Here is a 21,510-nt window from a genome sequence, read left to right as displayed (position 1 = left end):
CGACCGAATCCGGTCGGGGCTTTTTTGTTACGCAGACCTGATTTAGTCTACCACCATATCGACAATGGCCGTAACCACCGACAGCACAATGCTGAATAGCAAAGCTGACAGGAAACCATCTACCTTGAAGCCAGGCAGAATCCAGTCGGCCAGCAACACAATCAGGGCGTTGATGACGAGCAGGAAAAGACCCAACGTGAGAATGGTGATGGGAAAGCCCAGGATTTTCAGGATGGGCTTCAGCACAGCGTTCAGCACGGCCAGCACCAGCACCAGCAGGATAGCGTCGCTGAAGCCGCCGATGTGCGACCCGGGCAGGTAAGTGGCCAGCACATAGGTGATAATGGCCGTAAGAATGAATTTGAGGATGAAACCCATAAGCGTGCGGAGAGATGAGGGAGTGAAGGGAAGAGAGAATAGCCCGAAGTATTGGGCCGGGCTAATGTACTGTTTCCCGTCGTTTTGGTTTTTGACCGGCACAAAAAAGGCAGCTTCTTTCGGAAGCTGCCTTTTCTACTTAGCTTGAGCAAGTGGGTTAGCTCTCCATCCCGGTGGCTTTCAGCCGCCCTTGGGAAACGGCCATCCAGTTGCACATCTGGTACAGGAGGCGGGCACCCACGTTGCCGTTCCAGTCAGTTTCGCCGGGGGCTACCTCGTTCAGGTCGCAGCCGATGATCTGGCGGCCCGAGCGCACCACGGCCCGAATCAAGTAGAGGGCTTCTTCAAACTCCAGGCCGCCGGGCACGGGCGTGCCGGTGCCGGGGCAGAGCTTGGGGTCAAGGCCATCGATGTCAAAGCTCAGGTATACTTTCTGGGGAAGCTGCGCAATGATTTTCCCACACATCTTCTTCCACGACTTCTTCTCGTACATCTGGTCGCGCAGGGAGCGGTGGTGGAACATGGCCACCCGCCCCCCAGACTGCGCAATCAAATCGGCTTCCTGCTGGCACAGGTCGCGGATGCCCACTTGCACCAGCTTCTTTACCTGCGGCAGTTGCAGGGCATTGTACATGATAGACGCGTGGGAGTACTCAAAGCCTTCGTAGGCGGGGCGCAGGTCGCAGTGCGCATCAATCTGCAGAATTCCGAATTCTTCGTGCCGTTCTGCCAGGGCATGCATGTAGCCCAGCGGGGTGCTGTGGTCACCGCCCAGTACCACCACACCTTTGCCCGCATCAAGCAAGGCGCCGGTTTTTTCTTTGAGCCAGAGCAGCAGCTCTTTGCCTTTGGCCGTGATGGAGGCGGGAACTGTAGCAAAGGAGGCGCCTTTTTTACTGGGGCGGCCTTCTTCCAGCCAGCCGATGTACTCGGCTGCCTGAGCGCGCAGGGCATGGCTTTGGGCGGCCCAATTTTCATCTATGTCCTCCATGGCAATGCCCAGGCGCCAGGCATCGGCAACGTCCGGGTCATAGAGGTCCACCTGCATAGAAGCCTCGTGGATAGCGGCGGGACCTTGTGCCGTGCCGGCTTGGTAAGAAACGGTTACTTCCCAAGGGACTGGTACTACCACAACCTGGGCTTCGGCTGGGGTAAAGGGCAAACCAAATAAGCCACCAGAAGCGTCACCTACACCGTTAGGATCAAATTCAGCTAGCTTTTTTTCGAGTGATGTAGATGCCATAAGCTCAAGCAGAGTCAACGCGGCGCAGGTTATGCCCCGGCCGATTGCGTATCAAGGAAGTTGTAACCCCGGATGATTTCCAGAATCTTAACGAAGGTAGCGCGGTCAAAAAACAGCATCAGGGGCAGCTCTACCGAGCTGTTCTGGTCGGAAAACTGCGTGATGACTGAGAAGATAAGGGGCTGAAACTCGGGGTTGTGGCTGATGAGGTTGTGCAGGGAGTGCGCCACGTCGCCGTTGGAGGCCGCCGGGGGCGCCCCATAGATGTGCGCCTTCAGGATGTTGGCCAGCTGGGTTACCAAGGCGCCGGTGATGATGTTGCTCATCTCCAGCAGCAAGGATTCCTGCATTTCATTTACCTCAATGGTTTCCGGCACATTCAGCCGTAAGCACACTTTGGAGAGGCGCTGCACATGCTGCCCCGAGAAGAGCATAAGCGTGGTGCCGTTAAAATCCCCCCGAATATCGGACTGGATAATCCGGTGGCTGCTTTCATACTGCCGGACCATATCAATGATCCGGTCGGCCGTCACCAGGTCCAGGTTCGGAACTTCCAGCAACACCTTTTCCTGCGCAATCACGGCAAACGAGTCTGCCGCGCGCGCCAGGCCGATGTTGAGAATCTCACGGATGATATCCCGCTCTAGTTCCGTCATGTGCAACTCCATACGCTCATTCAGTTGGTCAGCCGTAAGTACCGAAGAGCTTACAGCCGGGGTATGCAATACGTAGATTAAGGTCTTTTGGCCAGAAACACGCGGGTAATGGCCGGCACGTCCAACACCAGACACACCTGCCCACTGCCCAGCAGCGTGACGCCACCAAACAGGTCAATAGTATCCAGGGGTTGAGACATGGGTTTGATGACAATGTTTTGCTGCCGCACAAACCGGTCGACGATTAAGCCCAGGCGCCGGTTGTTGTAGTTAGCAATGATGATGTCCTGCCGGCCGTGCAGCTCGCTGCGGTCGGCGGGCGGGAGAGGTTCGTCGCTGGTGTGTAGCAGCTGGCGCAGGCTTACTACGGGCACATTTTCGCCCTGCACCTCGGCCAGCAGCATTCCCCCTACCACATGCAGTTGCTCGGGCCACAACGACACCACCGAGTCGATGTGCATGAGCAGCAGAGCATAGCTGCGGCCTTCCAGCTCAAACAGCAGGGCGCCTTTTACGGCAATAGAGGTGGGCAGTACCAGCGTAAAGGTAGTGCCTTTGCCTAGTTCCGACTCTACGCGCAGTTGCCCGCCCAGCGAGTCGATGGCCAGCTTTACTACGTCCAGTCCCACGCCGCGCCCGGAAATATCGGTAACCTCCTTGGCCATGGAAAAGCCGGGCTCGAACAGAAACGCCCGCACGTCGGCGGGGCTGAGGGTAGCGGCGGCGTTGGCACTCACCAGTCCGCGCTCCACGGCTTTGCGGCGCACACTGTCCACGTTGATGCCGCGCCCATCATCCCGCACTTGGATAAGTACATCGTCGCGCTCCGTAGAGGCGAGAATGGCTAGCTCACCAATGGCAGGTTTACCGGATTTTTCCCGTTCCTGCGGGGTTTCAATCCCGTGCCCAATGGCATTGCGCACCAAGTGCAGCAGAGAGTCGGTGATAATCTGCAGAATGTTGCGGTCAATCTGGATATCCTGCCCGCTAATGGTCAGGTTCACCTCTTTCTGCTCGGCCGTGGCCACGTCGCGCACCACGCGCGGAAACTTGTTGAACAGGGACCCAACGTTTACCAGACGGGCATCCATCACGCTGTACTGCAGCTCGTCGGCAATGCGGAACAGGTGGGAAGCCACCGACTGCAACGCCGGGTTCCCGATTTCCTGACCCAACGTAAAAATACGGTCCCGGTCAATAATCAGCTCCCCTACCAGGTTCAGCAGATGATCCAGCTTTTTAATCTGGATATAAACCAGATCCGACAGTTCCAGCTTGCGGGCATCATCGGTGGTGACCAGCTCGCCTTCGAGCACCGGCTCCTCCCCTTTCACTAGGCGGTCGAGGTTGGCCAGCAGCACATCTACCTCCGGCATGGCGGCATCCTCGCCAATGGCCCGGATCATGGTGCCAATGGTGTCGATACCGCCGAAGATGACTGGAATAATCGACCCGGTAAAGTCTTTTTCCTTGCTGCGGATCAGGCCAAAGATGGTTTCCATCCCGTGCGCAATTTCCCCGAGCTCATTGAAGCCCATGGCCCGCGCATTTGCCTTTAGGTTGTGCATGAGGCGGAACAGCTCGTTGAGAGCCGCCTCAGCGCTGGGGTTTTTCTCTAGTTCGCTGATGTGGCGGCCCATGGCGTCGTAGTACTCCAACGCCTCGGCCATGAACATTTCGCGATATTCCTGCTCCCGTGATTTCATCCGTGCTTGAGTTGGGAAACGGAATGCCGGGCTCCGGCCCCAAGGCCGGTGGCCGTGCTACCACGGTTAATAAATGCCGCAATGCCACTCAGGGGCAGTACCTGCGAAGCCAATCCGGCTTGAATAACGGATTTGGGCATGCTAAATACCGAAGCTGACTCCTCATCCTGCGCAATGATGGTCCCGCCGTGGGCGCGCACTAACTGAGCGCCAGCGGTACCATCGCGGCCCAGCCCGCTGAGAATCACGCCCGACACTTTTCGGCCCAGCGTTCGGGCGGCCGAGGCCAGAAGCAAATCGATGGAAGGCACGTCGAAGCTGGTTGGCGTTTCTATAGCAAACTCCGTTTGCCACCCCATCCAGGGGCCATTGCTGGTTGGCCGTACCACCATATTATGGCCGCCCGGCACCACTAGGACCTTACCGGCTTCGAGCCGGGTTTCGTGGGTTGCTGCCTGCACCGGCAGCGGAGAAACCCGTTGTAGCCGGGAAACAAAAGAGCTGGTAAACTGGGCAGGTAAATGCACCGCTACCAGCACGGCCTGTTTCAGCCCCGGCGAAAGCCCCTGTATCACGTACTCCACTGCCGCGGCGCCACCCGTTGAGCCTCCTAGTACCACCAGCCCCTGCGGAGGCGCCAGCAGCAGGGCGGGGTTGGCCGCCGCAGGCTTTTTAAGGGGTAATACTGCCCTGATCTTGCGCCAGAATTCGGCGCGCTGCTGCCCTGCACCGCTGTGCTCGCGGGGCAGCAGGGGCAGTATATAGTCGTACACGCCCCAGCGGGCGGCTTCCCGCAGCATGCCGGGCAACGGCGTGCCATTGGCATAGAGCAAGATTGGCACCGACCGCGCCTGACTAAGCTGACTTAGGGCCGCCAGTGCCTTTTCGCCCGCAATGATGAGCCCGGGACGCAGCCGGCGACACTGCTGCACCAGTTCTTCCGCGGTTTCCGCTGCTCCAACCACCCGCATATCGGGCGCAGCCGCCAGCCACCGGGTCAACTCCAGGCGGGAAAGCCCCGGGAGTTCACCAAGCAAGACGGCAACAGGTTCAGGAGAAAAACGAATCACGGGGCGGGGAAAGCGGGCAGGGAAAAGTACGCTGTAATGGGATGAGCGAGGAGTTAGCCTTCAGCAGGGGTATCGTCGGCTTCGGTAGTGGCGGCGCTGCCTTGCTGCAAGGCCGAGCTAACGATTTCCAGCACTTTTTCCTCGGAGAAGGGCTTCACGATGTAGGCAACCGCCCCACTTTCCAGGGCTTCGTTGACAATAACTTCCTGCCCCACGGCGCTGCACATCACAATGCGCACTTCGGGCTGGTCTTGCCGGATGCCCTTGAGTACGTCCAGGCCGGTATTGTCCGGCAGGATAACGTCGAGCGTAATCAGGTCGGGCCGGGTGGCAGCCGCCATTTCGATGGCTTGCTGGCCGTTTGCGGCCTCGCCCACCACGTCGTAACCGGCGTCGGTGAGCATATTCTTAAGCATCGTGCGCATGTAGAACGAGTCGTCCACGATGAGGATGCGGTTTTTCATATGGTTGGGGAAATCGGGGTTTGACGGAAAATTTTCTCAGGCCTAAGTACGGGGGCGTGCCCCAGAAGATTCTCCGCGCGAATTCAATTGCATGATTTCCGCTGGAGTTAGCAGCTTCATCATATCCAGCACGATAATTATGCGGCCTTCCAGACGAGCTATACCTTCGATGTATTTCTCCTGAATACCGTTGTCTTGGATGAACTCGGGCGCCTTCTCAATAGCTGAAACCGGCAAGGAAAGCGGTTGGGGAACTTCCCGTACCACAATGCCAATGGTGTAATCCTTGGCTTCGATGGCGAGAGTATAAGACAGGGCCTCGGTGGTGGGCTGGTGCCCGCGGCGCAGGCCGAAACGCTCTTCCAGGTCGATAATGGCAATAATGTCGCCCCGCAGATTGGCAATGCCTTTAACAAAAGCCGGCGTCTTGGGCATTTGCGCAATTTCCGGGGTGATGGTCACTTCCTTTACCTGCTCAATGCGCACACCGTATTCCTCATTACCCAGCTTAAAGATAATAAGCTGAATAAGGGCTTCCTGAACAACCTGTTTTTTACTAACGCTGGTTTCTGTTTGCATGATCTGGCGCTTCAAACGATAATGGCCTTCCGCCGGCGGCCCTGGTTAGGGCTACCGGCGGGGCTTGCGTTCGGAAACTATTTGCCTTTCGTCTTCTGAGCTTTGGAAGCGGGACCCTTCTTGCCATTTTCCGGCGTTGGAGCTTCCTCCTTCTTCGGCGCCGCTACCTTCGGCGCGGCGGCCCGCTGGGTTTTGGAAGGTCCCTTGGTCACTTTGGAGTCGTTGTTTCTACTATCGGTGGCGCGGGCGGCAGGCAGAGGGCGCGCCGCCGGGGCCGCTGGGCGGGCCGCCTGACGCGTAACGGGACCCTGCTGACGTCGGGCCGGCTGCGTGGGCTCCGGGGCCGCTACCTGCACGATGCGGCGCAGACCGCGACGAACTACAGGCTCGGGCTCGGGCTCCACAAATTCGATGAGCTGGAAGTTAGACAAACCAGCCTGCAGGTCGTCGGCAATATCAGCCAGCTTCTGGCTGGAGGCGGTGAGTTCCTGCATGCTCGAGGAAAGCTGCTTGGCGGTACCGGCCACTTGTTGGGTGCCCGAGGCCGTTTGCTCGGCAATGGCTACCACTTCCTCTACGTACTTTACTACATCGCCAATCGAGGTTTTCTGTATCTCGGTGGCCGTCAGAATGTCGCGGGAGGTGCGGAGCGTTTCGCCGCTGGAGGTAGCAATGTTCTTAAAGGCCGAGCTGGCCTCGAACGTGGCGTTTTTCCCTTTCAGTACGCGCCCTTCCATGGTTGAAATTGCTGTGGCAGCGGAAGTGGTATCCTTGCGAACATCTTCTACCAGCGTGGCAATTTCGTTGGCCGACTTGCGGGAGCCTTCGGCCAGCTTCCGGATTTCTTCGGCTACTACGGCAAAACCACGGCCGGCTTCCCCGGCGCGGGCGGCTTCGATGGCCGCGTTCAGGGCCAGCAGGTTGGTTTGCGAGGCAATGTCCGTAATTACGCCCAGCGACTTGCTGATTTCCCCGGAACGGGTACTCAGTACTTCGATGGTGCGGGCCGTTTGGGCGGCGGCGTTGGAAATTTCTTCCATGTTTTTCACCACCTCAGCCACCGTTTTCAGACCCAGCTGCGAGGTTTGCTCACCGAGGATAGCGGCCTTGATACCAACGTCGGCCTTGCCAGCCGTTTCCTTGGTGGCCGTCATAATCTCTTCGATGAGTTTGAAGGCCTGGTCGGTTTTCAAGGCCTGGTTTTGAGCGCCTTCGGCCATCTGCTGCATCGCCAAAGCTACGTCAACCGTGACGCGGCTCATTTCCTGACCTTTTCCCGCCATTTCCTCCGACGAGGACCCTACTACGAGCGACGACTCGTTGATTTCGCCGAGCAACTCGTTCAGGTTCTCCACGGCGAGGTTCAGGGCATCGGACATGGCCATGATGTCGCCGGCGGTGGGCACTTCCACGCGCTGGGTCAGGTCACCTTCCGAAATGGCGCGTACTACGCGGGCCACTTCCAGTACCGGCGAAGCAATGGACTCCAGCAGGGCGTTGAGCGTGTCCACGAGTTCTTTCCAGGAGCCCGATACCCCGCCTACCGTGGCGCGTTCCGTCAGCTTGCCTTCTACCCCGGCTACTTTGGCCACCCGGCTAACTTCTACGGCCAGTCGGTTCAGGTCATCCACCATTCGGTTGATGGTGTCGGCCAGGTCGGCTACTTCGCCTTTGGCTTCTAGGGTCAGCTTCTGGGTCAGGTCACCTTTCGATACGGCGGTTACTACTTTCACCAGTCCACGTACCTGCGTGGTGAGGTTCGAGGCCATGGTGTTTACCCGGTCGGTCAGCTCTTTCCACACCCCGCTCACGCTGGGCACGTTGGCCTGACCACCCAGGCGCCCTTCGGTACCTACTTCAAGGGCCACACGGGTTACCTCGCCGGCGAAGATGTTGAGCGAGTCCACCATTCGGTTGATGTTGTCCTTCAGGTCGAGCAGCTCGCCTTTTACATCAACGGATACTTTCTGGCTTAGGTCGCCGCGGGCTACGGCAGTAGTTACGTTGGCAATGTCCCGCACCTGGCTGGTGAGCGAAGCAGCCATGAAGTTTACGTTGTCGGTGAGGTCTTTCCAGGTGCCGCGTACGTTGGGCACTACGGCCTGGCCACCCAGCTTGCCTTCGGTGCCTACTTCACGGGCCACGCGGGTTACCTCGTCACCGAAGGTGTTCAGCGAGTCCACCATCTGGTTGAGGTTTTCCTTCAACTGGAAAAGCTCCCCTTTTACGTTTACCGTAATCTTCTGCGACAAGTCGCCGCGGGCTACGGCGGTAGCCACGTTGGCAATGTCCCGCACCTGAGAGGTCAGGTTGCTGGCCATCGTGTTTACGTTGTCGGTCAGGTCCTTCCACGTACCCGAAACGTTCGGCACATTGGCCTGACCGCCCAGAATACCTTCCGTACCTACTTCGCGGGCTACGCGGGTTACCTCGCCAGCGAAGATGTTGAGCGAGTCCACCATCTGGTTCAGAATGTTCTTCAGATCCAGCAGCTCGCCTTTTACATCAACCGTAATCTTCTGCGTCAGGTCACCTTTTGCTACGGCGGTAGCTACGTTGGCAATGTCGCGCACCTGACTCGTCAGGTTGCTGGCCATCGTGTTTACGTTGTCCGTCAGCTCTTTCCAGGTGCCACCAACGCGGGGTACGTTGGCCTGGCCGCCCAGCTTTCCTTCCGTACCTACTTCGCGGGCCACGCGGGTTACTTCCCCAGCGAAGATGTTGAGCGAGTCCACCATCTGGTTCAAGATGTTCTTGAGCTCCAGGATTTCGCCCTTCACGTTCACCGTCATTTTCTGCGACAAGTCACCGCGGGCTACGGCAGTAGCTACGTTGGCAATGTCGCGTACCTGGCTCGTCAAGTTCGAGGCCATGTAGTTTACATTGTCGGTCAGCTCCTTCCACACCCCGGCCACATTCGGTACCGAAGCCTGGCCGCCCAGCTTTCCTTCCGCGCCTACCTCCAGGGCCACGCGGGTTACCTCGCCGGCAAACAGATTCAGCGAGTCCACCATCTGGTTCAGGTTCTGCTTCAGCTGCAGCAGCTCGCCCTTTACATCAACGGTAATCTTCTGCGACAAGTCGCCGCGGGCTACGGCCGTGGCTACGTTGGCAATGTCCCGCACCTGAGAAGTCAGGTTGGCGGCCATGGTGTTTACGTTGTCCGTCAGGTCTTTCCAGGTGCCGGCTACGTTCGGCACTACGGCCTGGCCACCGAGGCGCCCTTCGGTACCTACTTCCTGGGCCACGCGAGTTACCTCGCCGGCGAACAGGTTCAGCGAGTCCACCATCTGGTTCAGGTTCTGCTTCAACTGCAGCAGCTCGCCCTTTACATCAACCGTAATCTTCTGGGTCAGGTCACCCTTCGCTACGGCCGTAGCCACGTTGGCAATGTCCCGCACCTGACTCGTCAGGTTACTGGCCATGTTGTTTACGTTGTCCGTCAGATCTTTCCAAACCCCGCCTACGTTGGGCACAAGGGCCTGGCCACCCAGCTTTCCTTCGGTACCCACTTCCTGGGCCACCCGGGTTACTTCGCCGGCGAACAGGTTCAGCGAGTCCACCATCTGGTTCAGGTTCTGCTTCAGTTGCAGCAGCTCGCCTTTCACATCTACCGTAATCTTCTGGGTCAGGTCACCCTTCGCTACGGCCGTAGCCACGTTGGCAATGTCCCGCACCTGACTCGTCAGGTTGCTGGCCATGTTGTTTACGTTGTCCGTCAGATCTTTCCAGATGCCGCCTACGTTCGGTACGGAGGCTTGGCCACCCAGCTTTCCTTCGGTACCTACTTCCTGGGCCACCCGGGTTACCTCGCCGGCGAAAACGTTGAGGTTGTCAATCGTTTTGTTGATGGTTTCGGCCATCACCTTGAAGTCGCCGGAAACCGGAATCTGGAACGACTCATCGAGGTTACCGCGGCTGATGTTCTTCAGTACTTTACCTACCTCCAATACCGGTACGGCAATGCTGTCCACCAGGCCGTTGATATTGTTGATCATGTCGCGCCAGAAGCCGGCGGCATTTTCGGCGGAGGCCCGGGCTTTCAGGTTTCCTTCAACCCCGGCCACCTTCGAAATGCGGGACACCTCGCCGCCTACCCCGCCAATCATTTCCACCATGGAATTGTAGGCTTCGGCTATTTCGGCGAAGATGTCGTCGTTCTGCTTGGTGAGGCGAACTGAGACGTCACCTTTCTTAAAGGCGTCGAGGGCGTAGAGCACGCGGTTCAGCTGCTCGTTTACGTAGTCCGGGGCCTGATCGGCAATTTCGGTGCGGACCACGCCCCGCTTGCGGGTACTGTCACTCGTCACGGCCGTACCCCGGCGGTTGGGCCCGGCGGCCTCCGACAGGCCGTTGCGTCCCGAAGGCGTAGGCGCGTCGGGCGTGGTGGTAGGGGTAGCAGTAGGATCGGCTGGTTTAGCGGCGCGGGTGGATTTGCCAGAAGCCATAGAGGAGGAAATTGCGAAGCCGGAAATAAAGGCGGTGCAGATACAGACCATAGTGCCCGATGCACTAGCGTCAGACTAACAAAGGTAGTAAAAGGGACATAGCAGCCTAATTTGCGGTGATTTTTCCCATTTCACAGGACTATATAGTTCAATCAACATCAGCTGAACCACTTAACAGACATCTTTGTATAACTCAGGCTGACCTATTTCGACTTTTAATAAGGAAATAAAATTCTGGGCCGGAATATTCCAGCATCTTTGCGGCAAAATTCAACTTCCCTGCGCTGCTTCGCGTTCTACATAGGAACGTACTGTCAGCTCCCGCCCTGCTTCCCCTTATATGGTTAAGAATCTAGTCATTGTCGAGTCGCCTGCCAAGGCCAAAACCATCGAAGGGTACCTTGGCAAGGACTTTATCGTCAAATCCAGCTTTGGGCACGTGCGCGACCTGCCCAAGGATAACAACGCCATTGATATCAGCAATGGGTTTAAGCCTACCTACGTGGTTTCGGCCGACAAACGCGAAATCATCAGTCAGCTGAAAAAGCTGGCCAAGGAGGCCGAAACGGTGTGGCTAGCCAGTGACGATGACCGCGAGGGCGAAGCCATCAGCTGGCACCTGGCCGAAACGCTGAACCTGAGTGACCAGAAGACGCGGCGCATTGTGTTCCGCGAAATCACCAAGAATGCCATCCTCACGGCCATTGACAACCCGCGGGAAATTGACCTGAACCTGGTAAATGCCCAGCAGGCCCGGCGGGTGCTCGACCGATTGGTAGGCTTCGAGCTAAGCCCGGTGCTTTGGAAAAAGGTAAAAGCCGGGCTTTCGGCGGGCCGCGTGCAAAGCGTGGCCGTGCGCCTGGTGGTGGAGCGGGAGCGGGAAATCAGCCAGTTCAAGACTAGTTCCGCCTACCGCATTGTGGCCCGCTTTGATGCCGGCCGTGGCGCGGTGCTGGAGGCCGAGCTGCCCACCCGCTACAAAACCCGCGACGAGGCCGAAGCCTTTCTGGCGCGTTGCGTGGGCGCGGGCTACCGCATCGAGAACCTGGAGAAAAAGCCGGGCAAGCGCAGCCCGGCCCCACCCTTCACCACTTCTACCCTACAGCAGGAAGCCTCGCGCAAGCTCGGTTTCTCGGTGGCTCAGACCATGAGCGTGGCCCAGAAGCTCTACGAAGCCGGCCGTATCAGCTACATGCGTACCGACTCCGTGAACCTTTCGCAGGATGCCCTGGCGGCGGCCCGAGTGGCCATTTCCCAGGCTTACGGCGAGGAGTACGCTCAAACCCGGCAGTTCAAAACCAAGTCCGCCTCGGCCCAGGAAGCCCACGAAGCCATCCGCCCCACCGACTTTGCCTTGGTAAAAGCCGGAGAAGACTCGGCCGAGCAGCGCCTCTACGACCTGATCCGCAAACGCGCCCTGGCCTCACAAATGGCCGACGCGGTGATTGAGCGCACGGTAGCTACCATTGGCATCAGCACCCAGCCGGGCGTAATGCTCACGGCAACGGGCGAAGTCATTACCTTCGAGGGCTTCCTGAAAGCCTATGCCGAAAGCAAGGACGAGGACGAGCAGGACGGAGAATCGTCGTTTTCGCGTGGCCTGCCACCCCTGAGCGTGGGCCAGGAGTTGCCGCTGCAGCAATTGCGCGCCACGGAGCGTTACTCCGCACCGGCAGCCCGCTACACGGAAGCCTCGTTGGTGAAAAAGCTGGAGGAAATGGGCATTGGCCGGCCATCTACCTACGCGCCTACCATCAGCACCATCCAGAAGCGGGGCTACGTGGAGAAAGACACCCGCGAGGGCAAGGAGCGGAAGTTCCATGTGCTAACCTTGGAAGGCAGCGAAGTGAAGACCGAAGTGAAAACCGAAACCTTCGGGGCCGACAAAGCCAAGCTGTTTCCCACCGATACAGCCATGGTGGTCACCGACTTTCTGGTGGAGCATTTCCCGGTGATTGTGGACTTTCAGTTCACGGCCAAGGTAGAAGACGAATTTGACCGCATTGCCGACGGCCAGGAAGTGTGGACGGATATGCTGGCGGGCTTTTACGGCACCTTCCACGAAACCGTGGAGCGCGGCCAGGATATTGAGCGCAGCACGCTGGGCAGCACCCGCGAAATCGGCACCCACCCCGAAACCGGCCAGAAGATTACGGCCCGTCTCGGCCGCTTTGGCCCTTACGTGCAGATCGAGCCCCTGGAAGGCGCGCCGGAAGGGGAAAAGGCCGTATACGCCAGCTTGCGCAAAGGTCAGTTTATTGAAAACCTCACGGTAGAGGAAGCCCTGGACTTGTTTAAGCTGCCCCGCAATGTTGGTCAGTTTGAAGACAAGGATATGACGGCGGCCCTGGGTCGGTTTGGGCCCTATATCCGGCACGACAGCAAGTTCTACTCCTTAACAAAAGAGCAGGACCCGCACACCATCACGGCCCAGGAGGCTATTGACCTGATTGAGGCCAAGCGCAAAGCCGACTCGGAACGGCTGATCAAAACCTTCCCCGACCGGGAAGATGTGCAGGTGCTCAACGGGCGTTTTGGGCCTTACATCGTGGTGGGCAAGAAAAACGTGAAGATTCCGAAGGGCGAAGAACCCGTGGAACTGAGCCTGGAGCGGTGCCTGGAGCTGGCTGAGGCCACGCCCGACAAACCCGCTAAAGGAGGCCGCTTCGCGAAGAAAGCCGCCCCCGCCGCGGCCGAAAAGGCTGACACCCCTGCTAAAAAACCGGCGGCCAAAAAACCCGCCGCAAAAAAGGCTGCAGCCAAGAAGCCCGCGGCTAAAAAGCCCGCCACCAAAGCTAAATAGCCATTCTTATTCCCAGACAGAATTCCCTAAGACTCCTTGGGAATCAGCAGGATATTAAAAAGCCCCGATATGGTATCGGGGCTTTTTTCTTGCGAGCTGCGGAAAATATGTAGCCGATAGGCCCGTTGTAATAACCTACTCATCCTATTTCTCCAGCTATGAAATCAGCGCTACTACTGGTGTTGCTGCTCGGTTGCACCGGCTTCCCAGCAGAATCGACAGGAACGGCGGACACTGCCCGGGGTGAACAAGCGCGTCCGGTGCCCAGTGCCGGCAAAGCCCAGGATTATGCCTGGCTGGAAGCCGGCCGCTACAACCCTAGCCAGACCCTGGGTGCACGTTTTGCTCCTCCCCAGGGGTATCAACGCGTAACGGTTGCGCCCGGTACTTTCGGCGCCTGGCTGCGGCATTTGCCGCTGTTGCCCGGGAAGCCACTGGTAAAGCTGCACAACGGCCAGTTGAAAAACCGCCAGGACGTGCACGCTGCCGTATTGGATCTGGACGTGGGCAAGCAAGACCTGCAGCAGTGCGCCGACGCCGTTATCCGGCTGCGCGCCGAGTACCAGTTCAGCCGGCAGCCCGACCAGATTCACTTCCACCTCACCAGCGGCGACGATATTCGTTTCCAGGATTGGTATTCCGGTACGGGCTTCCGCGTGGCAGGGGATGCTGTGCAGCCTGCCCCGCGCCCCGCTGAGGCCCCCACGCACACCAGCCTGCGCCGCTACCTCGACCAGATTTTTACTTACGCCGGTACCCTGTCGCTGAGCCGGGAGCTGCGGACTACTCCCCTGGCCCAGGTGCAGCCCGGCGACGTGCTCATCCACGGCGGCTCGCCGGGCCATGCGGTGCTGGTGCTGGATGTGGCCGTACAACCCAGCACGGGACGTCGGGTGGCATTGCTGGCGCAGAGCTACATGCCCGCTCAACAAATGCACGTGCTTGAAAATAGATGGGACAACACGGGCCTGGGCGCCTGGTTTCTGCTTGACCCGGCTGCCCGCAAAGTAAGCACCCCGGAATGGACGTTTGATCGGGAGGAATTAGGCCGTTTTGAGTAGCGGCTCCAGGTTAGCCACGGCTGGCTAAACCACCGTGCCGGCGTCGGGGTATAACTAGCTGAAGCTATTCATTTGGGTACTTATGAAAAAGAAAATCGTAGCCCTGACTGGGGCAGGAATATCGGCTGAAAGCGGCCTGGCTACCTTCCGAGGCTCCGATGGACTGTGGGAAGGACACCGAATTGAGGACGTAGCCACCCCCGAAGCCTGGGCCCGAAACCCCGAGCTGGTGCTGGAATTCTACAACCAGCGGCGGGCCGCGGCCCGGGCTGCCCAACCCAATGCCGGCCACCTCGCTCTGGCCGCACTGGAGCAGGACTTTGAGGTGGTTATCGTCACGCAGAACGTAGACGACCTGCACGAGCGGGCCGGCTCATCGCGCGTGATTCACTTGCACGGCCAGCTGTTTGAGTCGCGCAGCTCTTACTTTGAGCAGCTGGTGTATCCCATGGCTTCGGACCGGATTGAACTGGGCGACCTGTGCGAAAAAGGTCACCAGCTGCGGCCCAATATTGTATGGTTCGGCGAGGCCGTTCCCTTGATGGAGCGCGCCGTGCAGGAAGCCGCCACTGCCGACTTTTTTCTGGTGGTGGGCACTTCGCTGCAGGTGTACCCGGCAGCGGGCCTTGTCGACTTTGTGCGGCCGGGTACGCCCATCTACATCATTGACCCCAGCCGCCCCCCGGTAGCCTCCCGCCCCGACTTGCATTTCATTACCGAGCCCGGCACTACCGGCGTCCCCAAAGTAGCGGCTGAGCTGATGCGCACCGCAAGCTGATTCTTATTAAGTACCTACAAATGAAAGCCCCACCGCAACGTTGCGGTGGGGCCTTTTGCTTTAGGTCGAATACTTGGTGCGCTACTGGATTACCAGCTTTTGCACTTGCGTAGACTCTCCACTGGTCACGCGCAGCAGGTAGAGGCCGCTTTTGAGCGACTGGCAGTCAAGCTGCAGTTCCCCATTGGCAAACGTGGTGCGCTGGAGCATTTCCTGCCCGCTCATGCTGGTGATACGTACGCCTACTGGAATTTTGGCGTCGTGGCCGCTCAGGCGCAGTTGCAGGGTGCGGCCGGCGGGCAAAGGGTTTGGATAGACATCTACTGCGAACGGGCCGCTAGCTGTTTTGGCTTTGGCGTCGGTAGCCGTACCCAGCGTGGTACCGCCGGGGCGGGCCAGCGCATTTACTTTGGTAATGCGAATCCAGTTAAGGTTCCAGCCGCCGCCCTGGGCAAATACCCCGAAGTTATACGTACCCGCGTTGACGTTTACCGTTTTGGAAACTGTGGTCCAGTTTTGCCAGCCGCCCGTGGCCGGAATGGCTACGTTGCCCAGCTGAATAGCTCCGGCGTTTAAGTCCGAAGACAAGGTACTGCCGCTTGGGCTGGCCACCCGGTACTCCAGCAGGTAGGAGCCGGAGGTCGGGAAGTTGACGTTGTTGTAGGCCATCCAGTCGCCAGCATCAATGTAGCCCACATTTTGGCCACCTTCTGAGCAGGCCTCTACCTGCACACCATTCATGGCGGAGTAGCTTTCTGCCTGCAGCGTAATGCTGGAAGTAGTCGGGGTGCTTGTCTTTTGATATACTCGCACGTAGTCAACGTACATGGTGGCGGGCAGCTTGCTTTCGTCTACCGTCTGCCCGGGCCAGTTGCCGGCTACGGCCAGGTTCAGCAGCAGGAAGAAGGGCCGCTGGAACTCCTCGGTGCCCCCGGCATTACCGGAAATGTTGATTTCGTGGTACTTCACGCCATCCACAAACCAGCGGATGTAGGTGGGCTCCCACTCTACCGTATACACGTGGTAGTTCTGGGGCGAGGTTACGATGTTGCCGCCGTACTCAGCGTGGCCGTTGCTGTCCCAGTGCACTGTCCCGTACACTTTGGTTTCGGAGTTGATGTGCTCCATTACGTCGATTTCGCCGCAGGCGGGCCAGCCAACCTGCCCGATGTTGGCGCCCAGCATCCAGAAAGCCGGCCACAGGCCCTGCCCCAGGGGCAGCTTCATGCGGGCTTCTATCTTGCCGTAGGTGAACTGCTTGAGGCCCTGCGTTTTCATCCGGGCCGAGGTATAGGGCATGCCGCCCACATTTTCTTTGCGGGCGGTAATCATCAGGTCCGTGCCGTTGACGGTGGCGTTGGCGCGCTGGTAATACTGTTTTTCGTTGTTGCCCCAGCCGCCGCCGCCGGTTTCAAATACCCAATTGGAGCTGATACTGCCGTTGAATTCATCGGCCCAGACCTGTTGGTAGGTTTGCGCCTGCGCTACGTGGGTGGCGCCGGCCAAAGCCAAGGCACCACAGAGAGTGGTAAAGAGTTTCTTCATACTGGTGGGGTTGTGGAAAGGAGGAAGAGCGAGAGAAGCGGGTTGTCAGCCCCGGGAAACAGGGTGCCAACTGAGGCAATATTCGGCGGTTGCGGCGGAAACACAACCTCAGCAAAAAGGCCTTTGCTATCAACAACAGGACCTTTTCCAGCCTTGTGCACACTTACATCACACGCCGGGCGGTTCACTTTCCACCTAAGCACTTCACCAGTAAGCTAGCGGGTGGGCACAACCACTGCGGTTAAAAAACAAGCAAAAAACCAAGATTTTATACGCCTATAATTTAGGTTTCAGCAAAATCTTCGCCCTATTGTTATGACATAGCCAATTACCCTCCCCCTTCAGGCTAGTTCCCTTCTCATTACTTCCTGTTGCTCCCAGGAAAGAATACTGCGCTCAGGCTCGGGGTTTGGGTCGCCTTGGCTGACTTGGATTAAGAAATCTTAATCCTGGCTTATCCCTGTTCAGCTTTCTGCGTAAGTAAGGCTCCTACTACTGGCTTTCTTACCTGCTTTATGCGAAAACACTATTCCTGGCTTTTGGCTGCTGCTCTTCTGACAGCAGTGGGGGCAGCCAAGGCGCAAGTATCACCTTCCCACACCGTTTTTCTGCTCGGCAACACCGCTACAACTGCCCCCACACCTGCCCATCTGCAAGCGTTGCGGCGCACCCTGGAGCAGCAAACCGGCCCATTTACCGTTGTTCACCTTGGGGATATCGTGGGCAATGAAGGCCTGGCGGGTAAGCAGGACAGCAGCGCCGCTGGCCAGAAAGCCCGGGCAGACGCGCTCATCAACCTGCTCACTGGCCTGCCCAACGGCAAGCTGTACTTCGTACCCGGTGATAAGGACTGGGCCAACTCCGGCCCCGACGGCCTCAAGCGCGTGCGCCGCCTGGAAGAATACATTGAAAAGCGCCTGCCCGGCCAGAACGCCTTTGTGCCCACCGGCGGCTGCCCTGGCCCCGAGGTGGTGGATGTTGCGCCCAACGTGCGCCTGGTCGCCATAAACTCGCCCTGGTGGACCCACCCCTACGACCGGCCCGAGGCCCCCGATACCGACTGCAAAACCATGACCCAGGAGGAGTTCCGGGAGCAGCTGCAGGATATTCTGGACGACACCAAGGGCAAAAACGTGCTGCTGGTAGGTCATCAACCCGTCGTCAGCAATGGCATCTATGGGGGGCATATGCCGGTGCTGCGTCACTTTCTGCCCCCGCTGGTGGGCTCGTTCTACACGGCTTATCGCCAGAACGTGGGCTCCCCGCGCGACATGGCTAACCCCGCCTACCAGAACTTTCGCAAGGAGCTGCTGAATACGCTCCAGGAAAACCCCGGCGTGGTGTTCGCCGCCGCCCACGATTATAGTCTGCAGCTCACCCCAGTGGCTGGCAACTACCACTTGGTGGCTGGCTCCTTTACCGAAAAGCAGCACGTGGGTGCCAATGCCAAGTCACTATATAATAAAGCGGAAGAAGGCTTTTCCAAGCTCGAATACTACGAGGATGGCACGGTAAAAGCGGCTTTCTATACCTTCCAAGGTACTACCGACGCGGTAAAGGAATCCTACACGGGTACGCTGTTCCAGAGTGCCTGCCAGGAGCCGCGCTTGCCGGGCGTGCCCGTCAATGCCTTTATTCCGGAGTGCCCTACGGCCCCACGCGGGGTAGCCGATGCCAAACCCGACGTGCCTTTTGTGGCTACCACTACTGTAACGCCCGGCCCACAGTACAAGGGCGGCCCGGGCAAGCGGTTTTTCCTGGGTCCTCTTTACCGCACGTCTTGGACGCAGCCGGTGCAAGTGCCTACGCTCGACTTGGCTACCGATAAAGGAGGTTTACGCCCCTTCGGGCGCGGCGGCGGACGCCAGACTACTTCGCTTAAGCTCATTGCTGCCGACTCCTCGGAATACGTGTTCCGCTCAGTAGACAAGGATGTAACCAAGATTCTGCCCCCCGAGCTGCGCAACTCCATTGCCGCCGACGTACTGCGCGACATCACGCCCACGGCCCACCCCTACTCGGCGCTGGCTGTATCGTCTTTGCTCGATCAGACGGATATCCTGCATGCCCGGCCGCGCCTGTTTGTGCTGCCCGATAACCAGCAGCTCGGCCCCTACCGCGACCAGTACGCCGGCTTGCTGGGGACTTTGGAAGACCGACCCGTGGACCCCAAGCCTAACCTGCCCGGTTTTGGCGGGGCCGATGATGTGCGCCGCTCGTTCAGCTTTTTCCGCCAGCTCTATAAGGACCACGACAACCGCGTGGACGCCCTAGCTCTGGGCAAGGCTCGGGCCTTCGACATGCTGGTGGCCGACTTTGGCAAACACGAGGACAACTGGAAGTGGGCCGGCTACAAGCAAGGCAACACCACCATCTACAAGCCCATTCCGCGCGACCGGGACCAGTCGTTTACGCTCTGGAACGGGCTCCTGACCTGGACGGCCAACCGTGAGTGGGCCGTGCCCAGCATCGAAGACTTCCAGAGTGAGTTTCACGACATGGAAAGCCTGAACTGGCCGGCCCGCCACCTGGATAGGTTCCTGCTCCAGTCGCTTACGCGCGAGCAGTGGCAGGAAATAGGAAAATACCTGCAGCAGCAGATTACCCCCGCCGCCATCGACCAGGCCACGGCTCAGTTCCCCCAGGAAATCCAGGCGCTGTCGGGGCAGGAAATTAACCGCAAGCTGAAAGCCCGTATTCAGGAGCTGCCGAAGGCGCTGGACGAATATTACTTCATGCTGGCTAAGCGCGTAGATGTAGTAGGCTCCAACAAGAGTGAGGTGTTCCAGGCAGAGCGCCTACCCGACGGCAACCTGCGCGTGCGCATGTTCGACAAGGCCAAGGGTATCGACCAGCCCGAGGGTGAGCCGCTATTCGACCGCACCTTCAAGCGCAAGGAAACCGACGAAGTAAGCCTCTACGGCCTCGGCGACGATGACATTTTCACCGTTACGGGTCAGGCCAGGCACAGCGTCCTGCTGCGCATCATTGGCGGGGATGGCAAAGACCGGATTGCTGATGAATCTGCCGTGGCGGGCCTGCGGGCCCTGACGAAAGTATACGATGTACCCGATACCGAGCTGAAGCTGAGCAAGGAAACCGACAACCGCACCTCTTCCAAGCTTGAAGTAAACCGCTACGACCGGGAGCAGTTCGAGTACGACGGCTACAACCCGCGCGCCACGCTCATCTTCAACCAGAGCGACGGATTCGGGGCCGGTGCGGGCTTCGACATTGTACACCAGGGTTTCCGTAAGCCCGGCTTCAAGAACCTGTACGGTATCGACATTCAGGGCTCTACCAACGGCAATTTTCAGGTGTCGCTGAACTCGCGCTACCGCTATGCCATCAAGAAGTGGGACATTGGACTGCGCACCGAGTACGGCAACTACTTCCAGTACTACAACTTCTTCGGCCTTGGCAACCAAACAACCAAGGACGACGACCTCTACAACGACAACTTCTACAAAGCCCGCTACAAAGGCTATACGGCCAACGCCTTTCTGGAGCGCACCTTCCTGCAGCGCAGCCTCTTCCGGATTGGCCCCAGCTACGAGCATTACAAGTCTAACTTCACGGCCAACTCCCTGCTGGGCACTGAAAATCCCAACCCCATTCCCAACGACCTGCGGCCCAACACCCAGTTTCAGCGGCTGGTGGGTTTGAACGCCGTGCTGGACCTGGATTTGCGCGACCGGCAGAGCTTTGCCCGGCGTGGGGTGCGCCTGCGGGCCCAGCACGACTCTTACCGCCAGCTTAATCAGGCTAAAGCCAACTTTGGCCTCACCCAGGCTTTCGGGGAGTTTTACGGCACGGCCCGCATCCTCATTCCGGCCACGCTGGTGGTGAAAGTGGGCGGCGCCAAAAACTACGGCGACCGTAACCAGATTCCCTTCTACAAATACACCAACCTGGGTTTGCGCGAGGGACTGCGTGGCTACGTGCGCAACCGCTTCACCGGCGACGCCAGCGCCTATCTGAATACCGAGCTGCGTCTGGCCCTGGGCAAAAGCAAGAACTCCATCCTGCCCTTCTACTACGGCGTGTTCGGCTTCTACGACCAAGGCCGCGTGTACTACCGCGGCGACTCGCCGACGGGCTGGCACGCGGGCTATGGCGGCGGCTTCTACATTGCCCCGGTTTCGGAGCAACTGGCTTTGTCGGTTTCTTACCAGACCTCCGAGGAGGAAAGTGCTTTGCTGCAGTTCGGCGTTGGGTTCAGGATAGACCAGTAATATCGAGGTTGATATGGTCTACTCTGAGCTGAGCTGTTTCCAGCGTACATTGGATGCGCACTATTCTACTAAATACATCAGCGAATTTCGAGTTGGTTGTCGTATGCATTGGCCCTAGTAGATGCTTTTTTTATTTGTTCTACGTTGGCATATTCCACCGTATCGGTTTGGGTTATCACCCTCATTTTGCGGTAAAGCACCGGTTCATCCCTATCACCCCAGCCACTAATAGAATAGGTTGATCTGGCCGGGATAAAATACCGTTGCATTAAGTTTACAGTGTCGACATACACCAGCCTAGTTGTAGGCCCAGGGTGGGAAAAACCTAAATTATCTGTTAGAAATAACCGAAAATCGTGCTTATTCCAATGGCTCTTGTAGGCCGTTGTGTCAAAGTATAACTCCAGTGTTGCCGTTTGATCAGAATAGTTGTGTAGCTGGACGGATGATTTAGGAGGGTCGTATACGCAGGCAGTCAGCACCAAACTCATGGCCACAACAAGTAACTTGAACATCATAGAAGCTTATAGCACACGCTCAGAGT

The 21,510-nt window shown here is 58.3% G+C and carries 14 protein-coding genes; 4 read left to right on the top strand and 10 right to left on the bottom strand.

Annotation, left to right across the window (positions count from 1 at the left end; all coding sequences use genetic code 11):
* Positions 1–42 precede the first annotated feature (42 nt).
* The 8 genes from HER32_RS18825 to HER32_RS18790 all read right to left on the bottom strand — a co-directional run bounded on the left by HER32_RS18825 (position 43) and on the right by HER32_RS18790 (position 10,544).
* The gene (locus tag HER32_RS18825) at positions 43–378 is read right to left on the bottom strand and encodes a phage holin family protein (protein ID WP_168682985.1); all 336 of its coding nucleotides are present in this window, start codon (positions 376–378) and stop codon (positions 43–45) included.
* Positions 379–535: 157 nt separating this feature from the next.
* Entirely contained in the window at positions 536–1,621 is a 1,086-nt protein-coding gene (locus HER32_RS18820; protein ID WP_149072795.1) for an agmatinase family protein, read from the bottom strand.
* A 29-nt stretch (positions 1,622–1,650) separates the two neighbouring features.
* Positions 1,651–2,289, bottom strand: coding sequence for a chemotaxis protein CheC (locus tag HER32_RS18815; protein WP_232066312.1), 639 nt, complete (start codon positions 2,287–2,289; stop codon positions 1,651–1,653).
* 65 nt (positions 2,290–2,354) lie between these two features.
* The gene (locus HER32_RS18810; RefSeq protein WP_168682984.1) at positions 2,355–3,983 is read right to left on the bottom strand and encodes a chemotaxis protein CheA; all 1,629 of its coding nucleotides are present in this window, start codon (positions 3,981–3,983) and stop codon (positions 2,355–2,357) included.
* Positions 3,980–5,020: a chemotaxis protein CheB gene (locus HER32_RS18805; protein ID WP_149072798.1), complete on the bottom strand. Its 1,041-nt coding sequence runs from the start codon at positions 5,018–5,020 to the stop codon at positions 3,980–3,982. Before HER32_RS18805 ends, HER32_RS18810 begins: the two co-directional genes overlap by 4 nt.
* An 86-nt stretch (positions 5,021–5,106) precedes the next feature.
* Complete coding sequence (locus tag HER32_RS18800) at positions 5,107–5,517, bottom strand: response regulator (protein WP_149072799.1); 411 nt, start codon at positions 5,515–5,517, stop codon at positions 5,107–5,109.
* Between the two features lie 42 nt (positions 5,518–5,559).
* Positions 5,560–6,096 carry a chemotaxis protein CheW gene (locus HER32_RS18795; protein WP_149072800.1) on the bottom strand — a complete coding sequence of 179 codons (537 nt, stop codon included), beginning with the start codon at positions 6,094–6,096 and terminating at the stop codon, positions 5,560–5,562.
* Between the two features lie 77 nt (positions 6,097–6,173).
* Positions 6,174–10,544, bottom strand: a complete 4,371-nt coding sequence (locus HER32_RS18790; protein WP_232066311.1) for a HAMP domain-containing protein — start codon at positions 10,542–10,544, stop codon at positions 6,174–6,176.
* A gap of 340 nt (positions 10,545–10,884) precedes the next feature.
* Between HER32_RS18790 and topA the strand changes: the two genes are divergently transcribed.
* From topA to HER32_RS18775, 3 genes are all read left to right on the top strand, one after another.
* Positions 10,885–13,347, top strand: a complete 2,463-nt coding sequence (gene topA / locus HER32_RS18785) for a type I DNA topoisomerase (RefSeq protein WP_149072801.1) — start codon at positions 10,885–10,887, stop codon at positions 13,345–13,347.
* A gap of 158 nt (positions 13,348–13,505) precedes the next feature.
* The gene (locus HER32_RS18780; protein WP_149072802.1) at positions 13,506–14,408 is read left to right on the top strand and encodes a DUF4846 domain-containing protein; all 903 of its coding nucleotides are present in this window, start codon (positions 13,506–13,508) and stop codon (positions 14,406–14,408) included.
* A gap of 82 nt (positions 14,409–14,490) precedes the next feature.
* Entirely contained in the window at positions 14,491–15,186 is a 696-nt protein-coding gene (locus HER32_RS18775) for an SIR2 family NAD-dependent protein deacylase (RefSeq protein ID WP_149072803.1), read from the top strand.
* Positions 15,187–15,267: 81 nt separating this feature from the next.
* Here HER32_RS18775 and HER32_RS18770 read toward each other — a convergent pair whose 3' ends face one another.
* The gene (locus tag HER32_RS18770) at positions 15,268–16,731 is read right to left on the bottom strand and encodes a carbohydrate-binding protein (RefSeq protein WP_149072804.1); all 1,464 of its coding nucleotides are present in this window, start codon (positions 16,729–16,731) and stop codon (positions 15,268–15,270) included.
* Between the two features lie 539 nt (positions 16,732–17,270).
* Here HER32_RS18770 and HER32_RS18765 point away from each other — a divergent pair.
* A complete protein-coding gene (locus HER32_RS18765; RefSeq protein WP_168682983.1) occupies positions 17,271–20,966 on the top strand; it encodes a hypothetical protein in 3,696 nt (1,231 codons plus the stop codon).
* Positions 20,967–21,043: 77 nt separating this feature from the next.
* Here the strand turns inward: HER32_RS18765 and HER32_RS18760 are convergent, their stop codons facing one another.
* The gene (locus HER32_RS18760) at positions 21,044–21,484 is read right to left on the bottom strand and encodes a hypothetical protein (protein ID WP_168682982.1); all 441 of its coding nucleotides are present in this window, start codon (positions 21,482–21,484) and stop codon (positions 21,044–21,046) included.
* Between the last annotated feature and the right edge of the window lie 26 nt (positions 21,485–21,510).

The organism is Hymenobacter sp. BT18 (assembly GCF_012273015.1).
In the GTDB taxonomy this organism is placed as follows: Bacteria; Bacteroidota; Bacteroidia; order Cytophagales; family Hymenobacteraceae; genus Hymenobacter; species Hymenobacter lutimineralis.
This window is presented reverse-complemented; position numbering and strand designations above follow the sequence as displayed.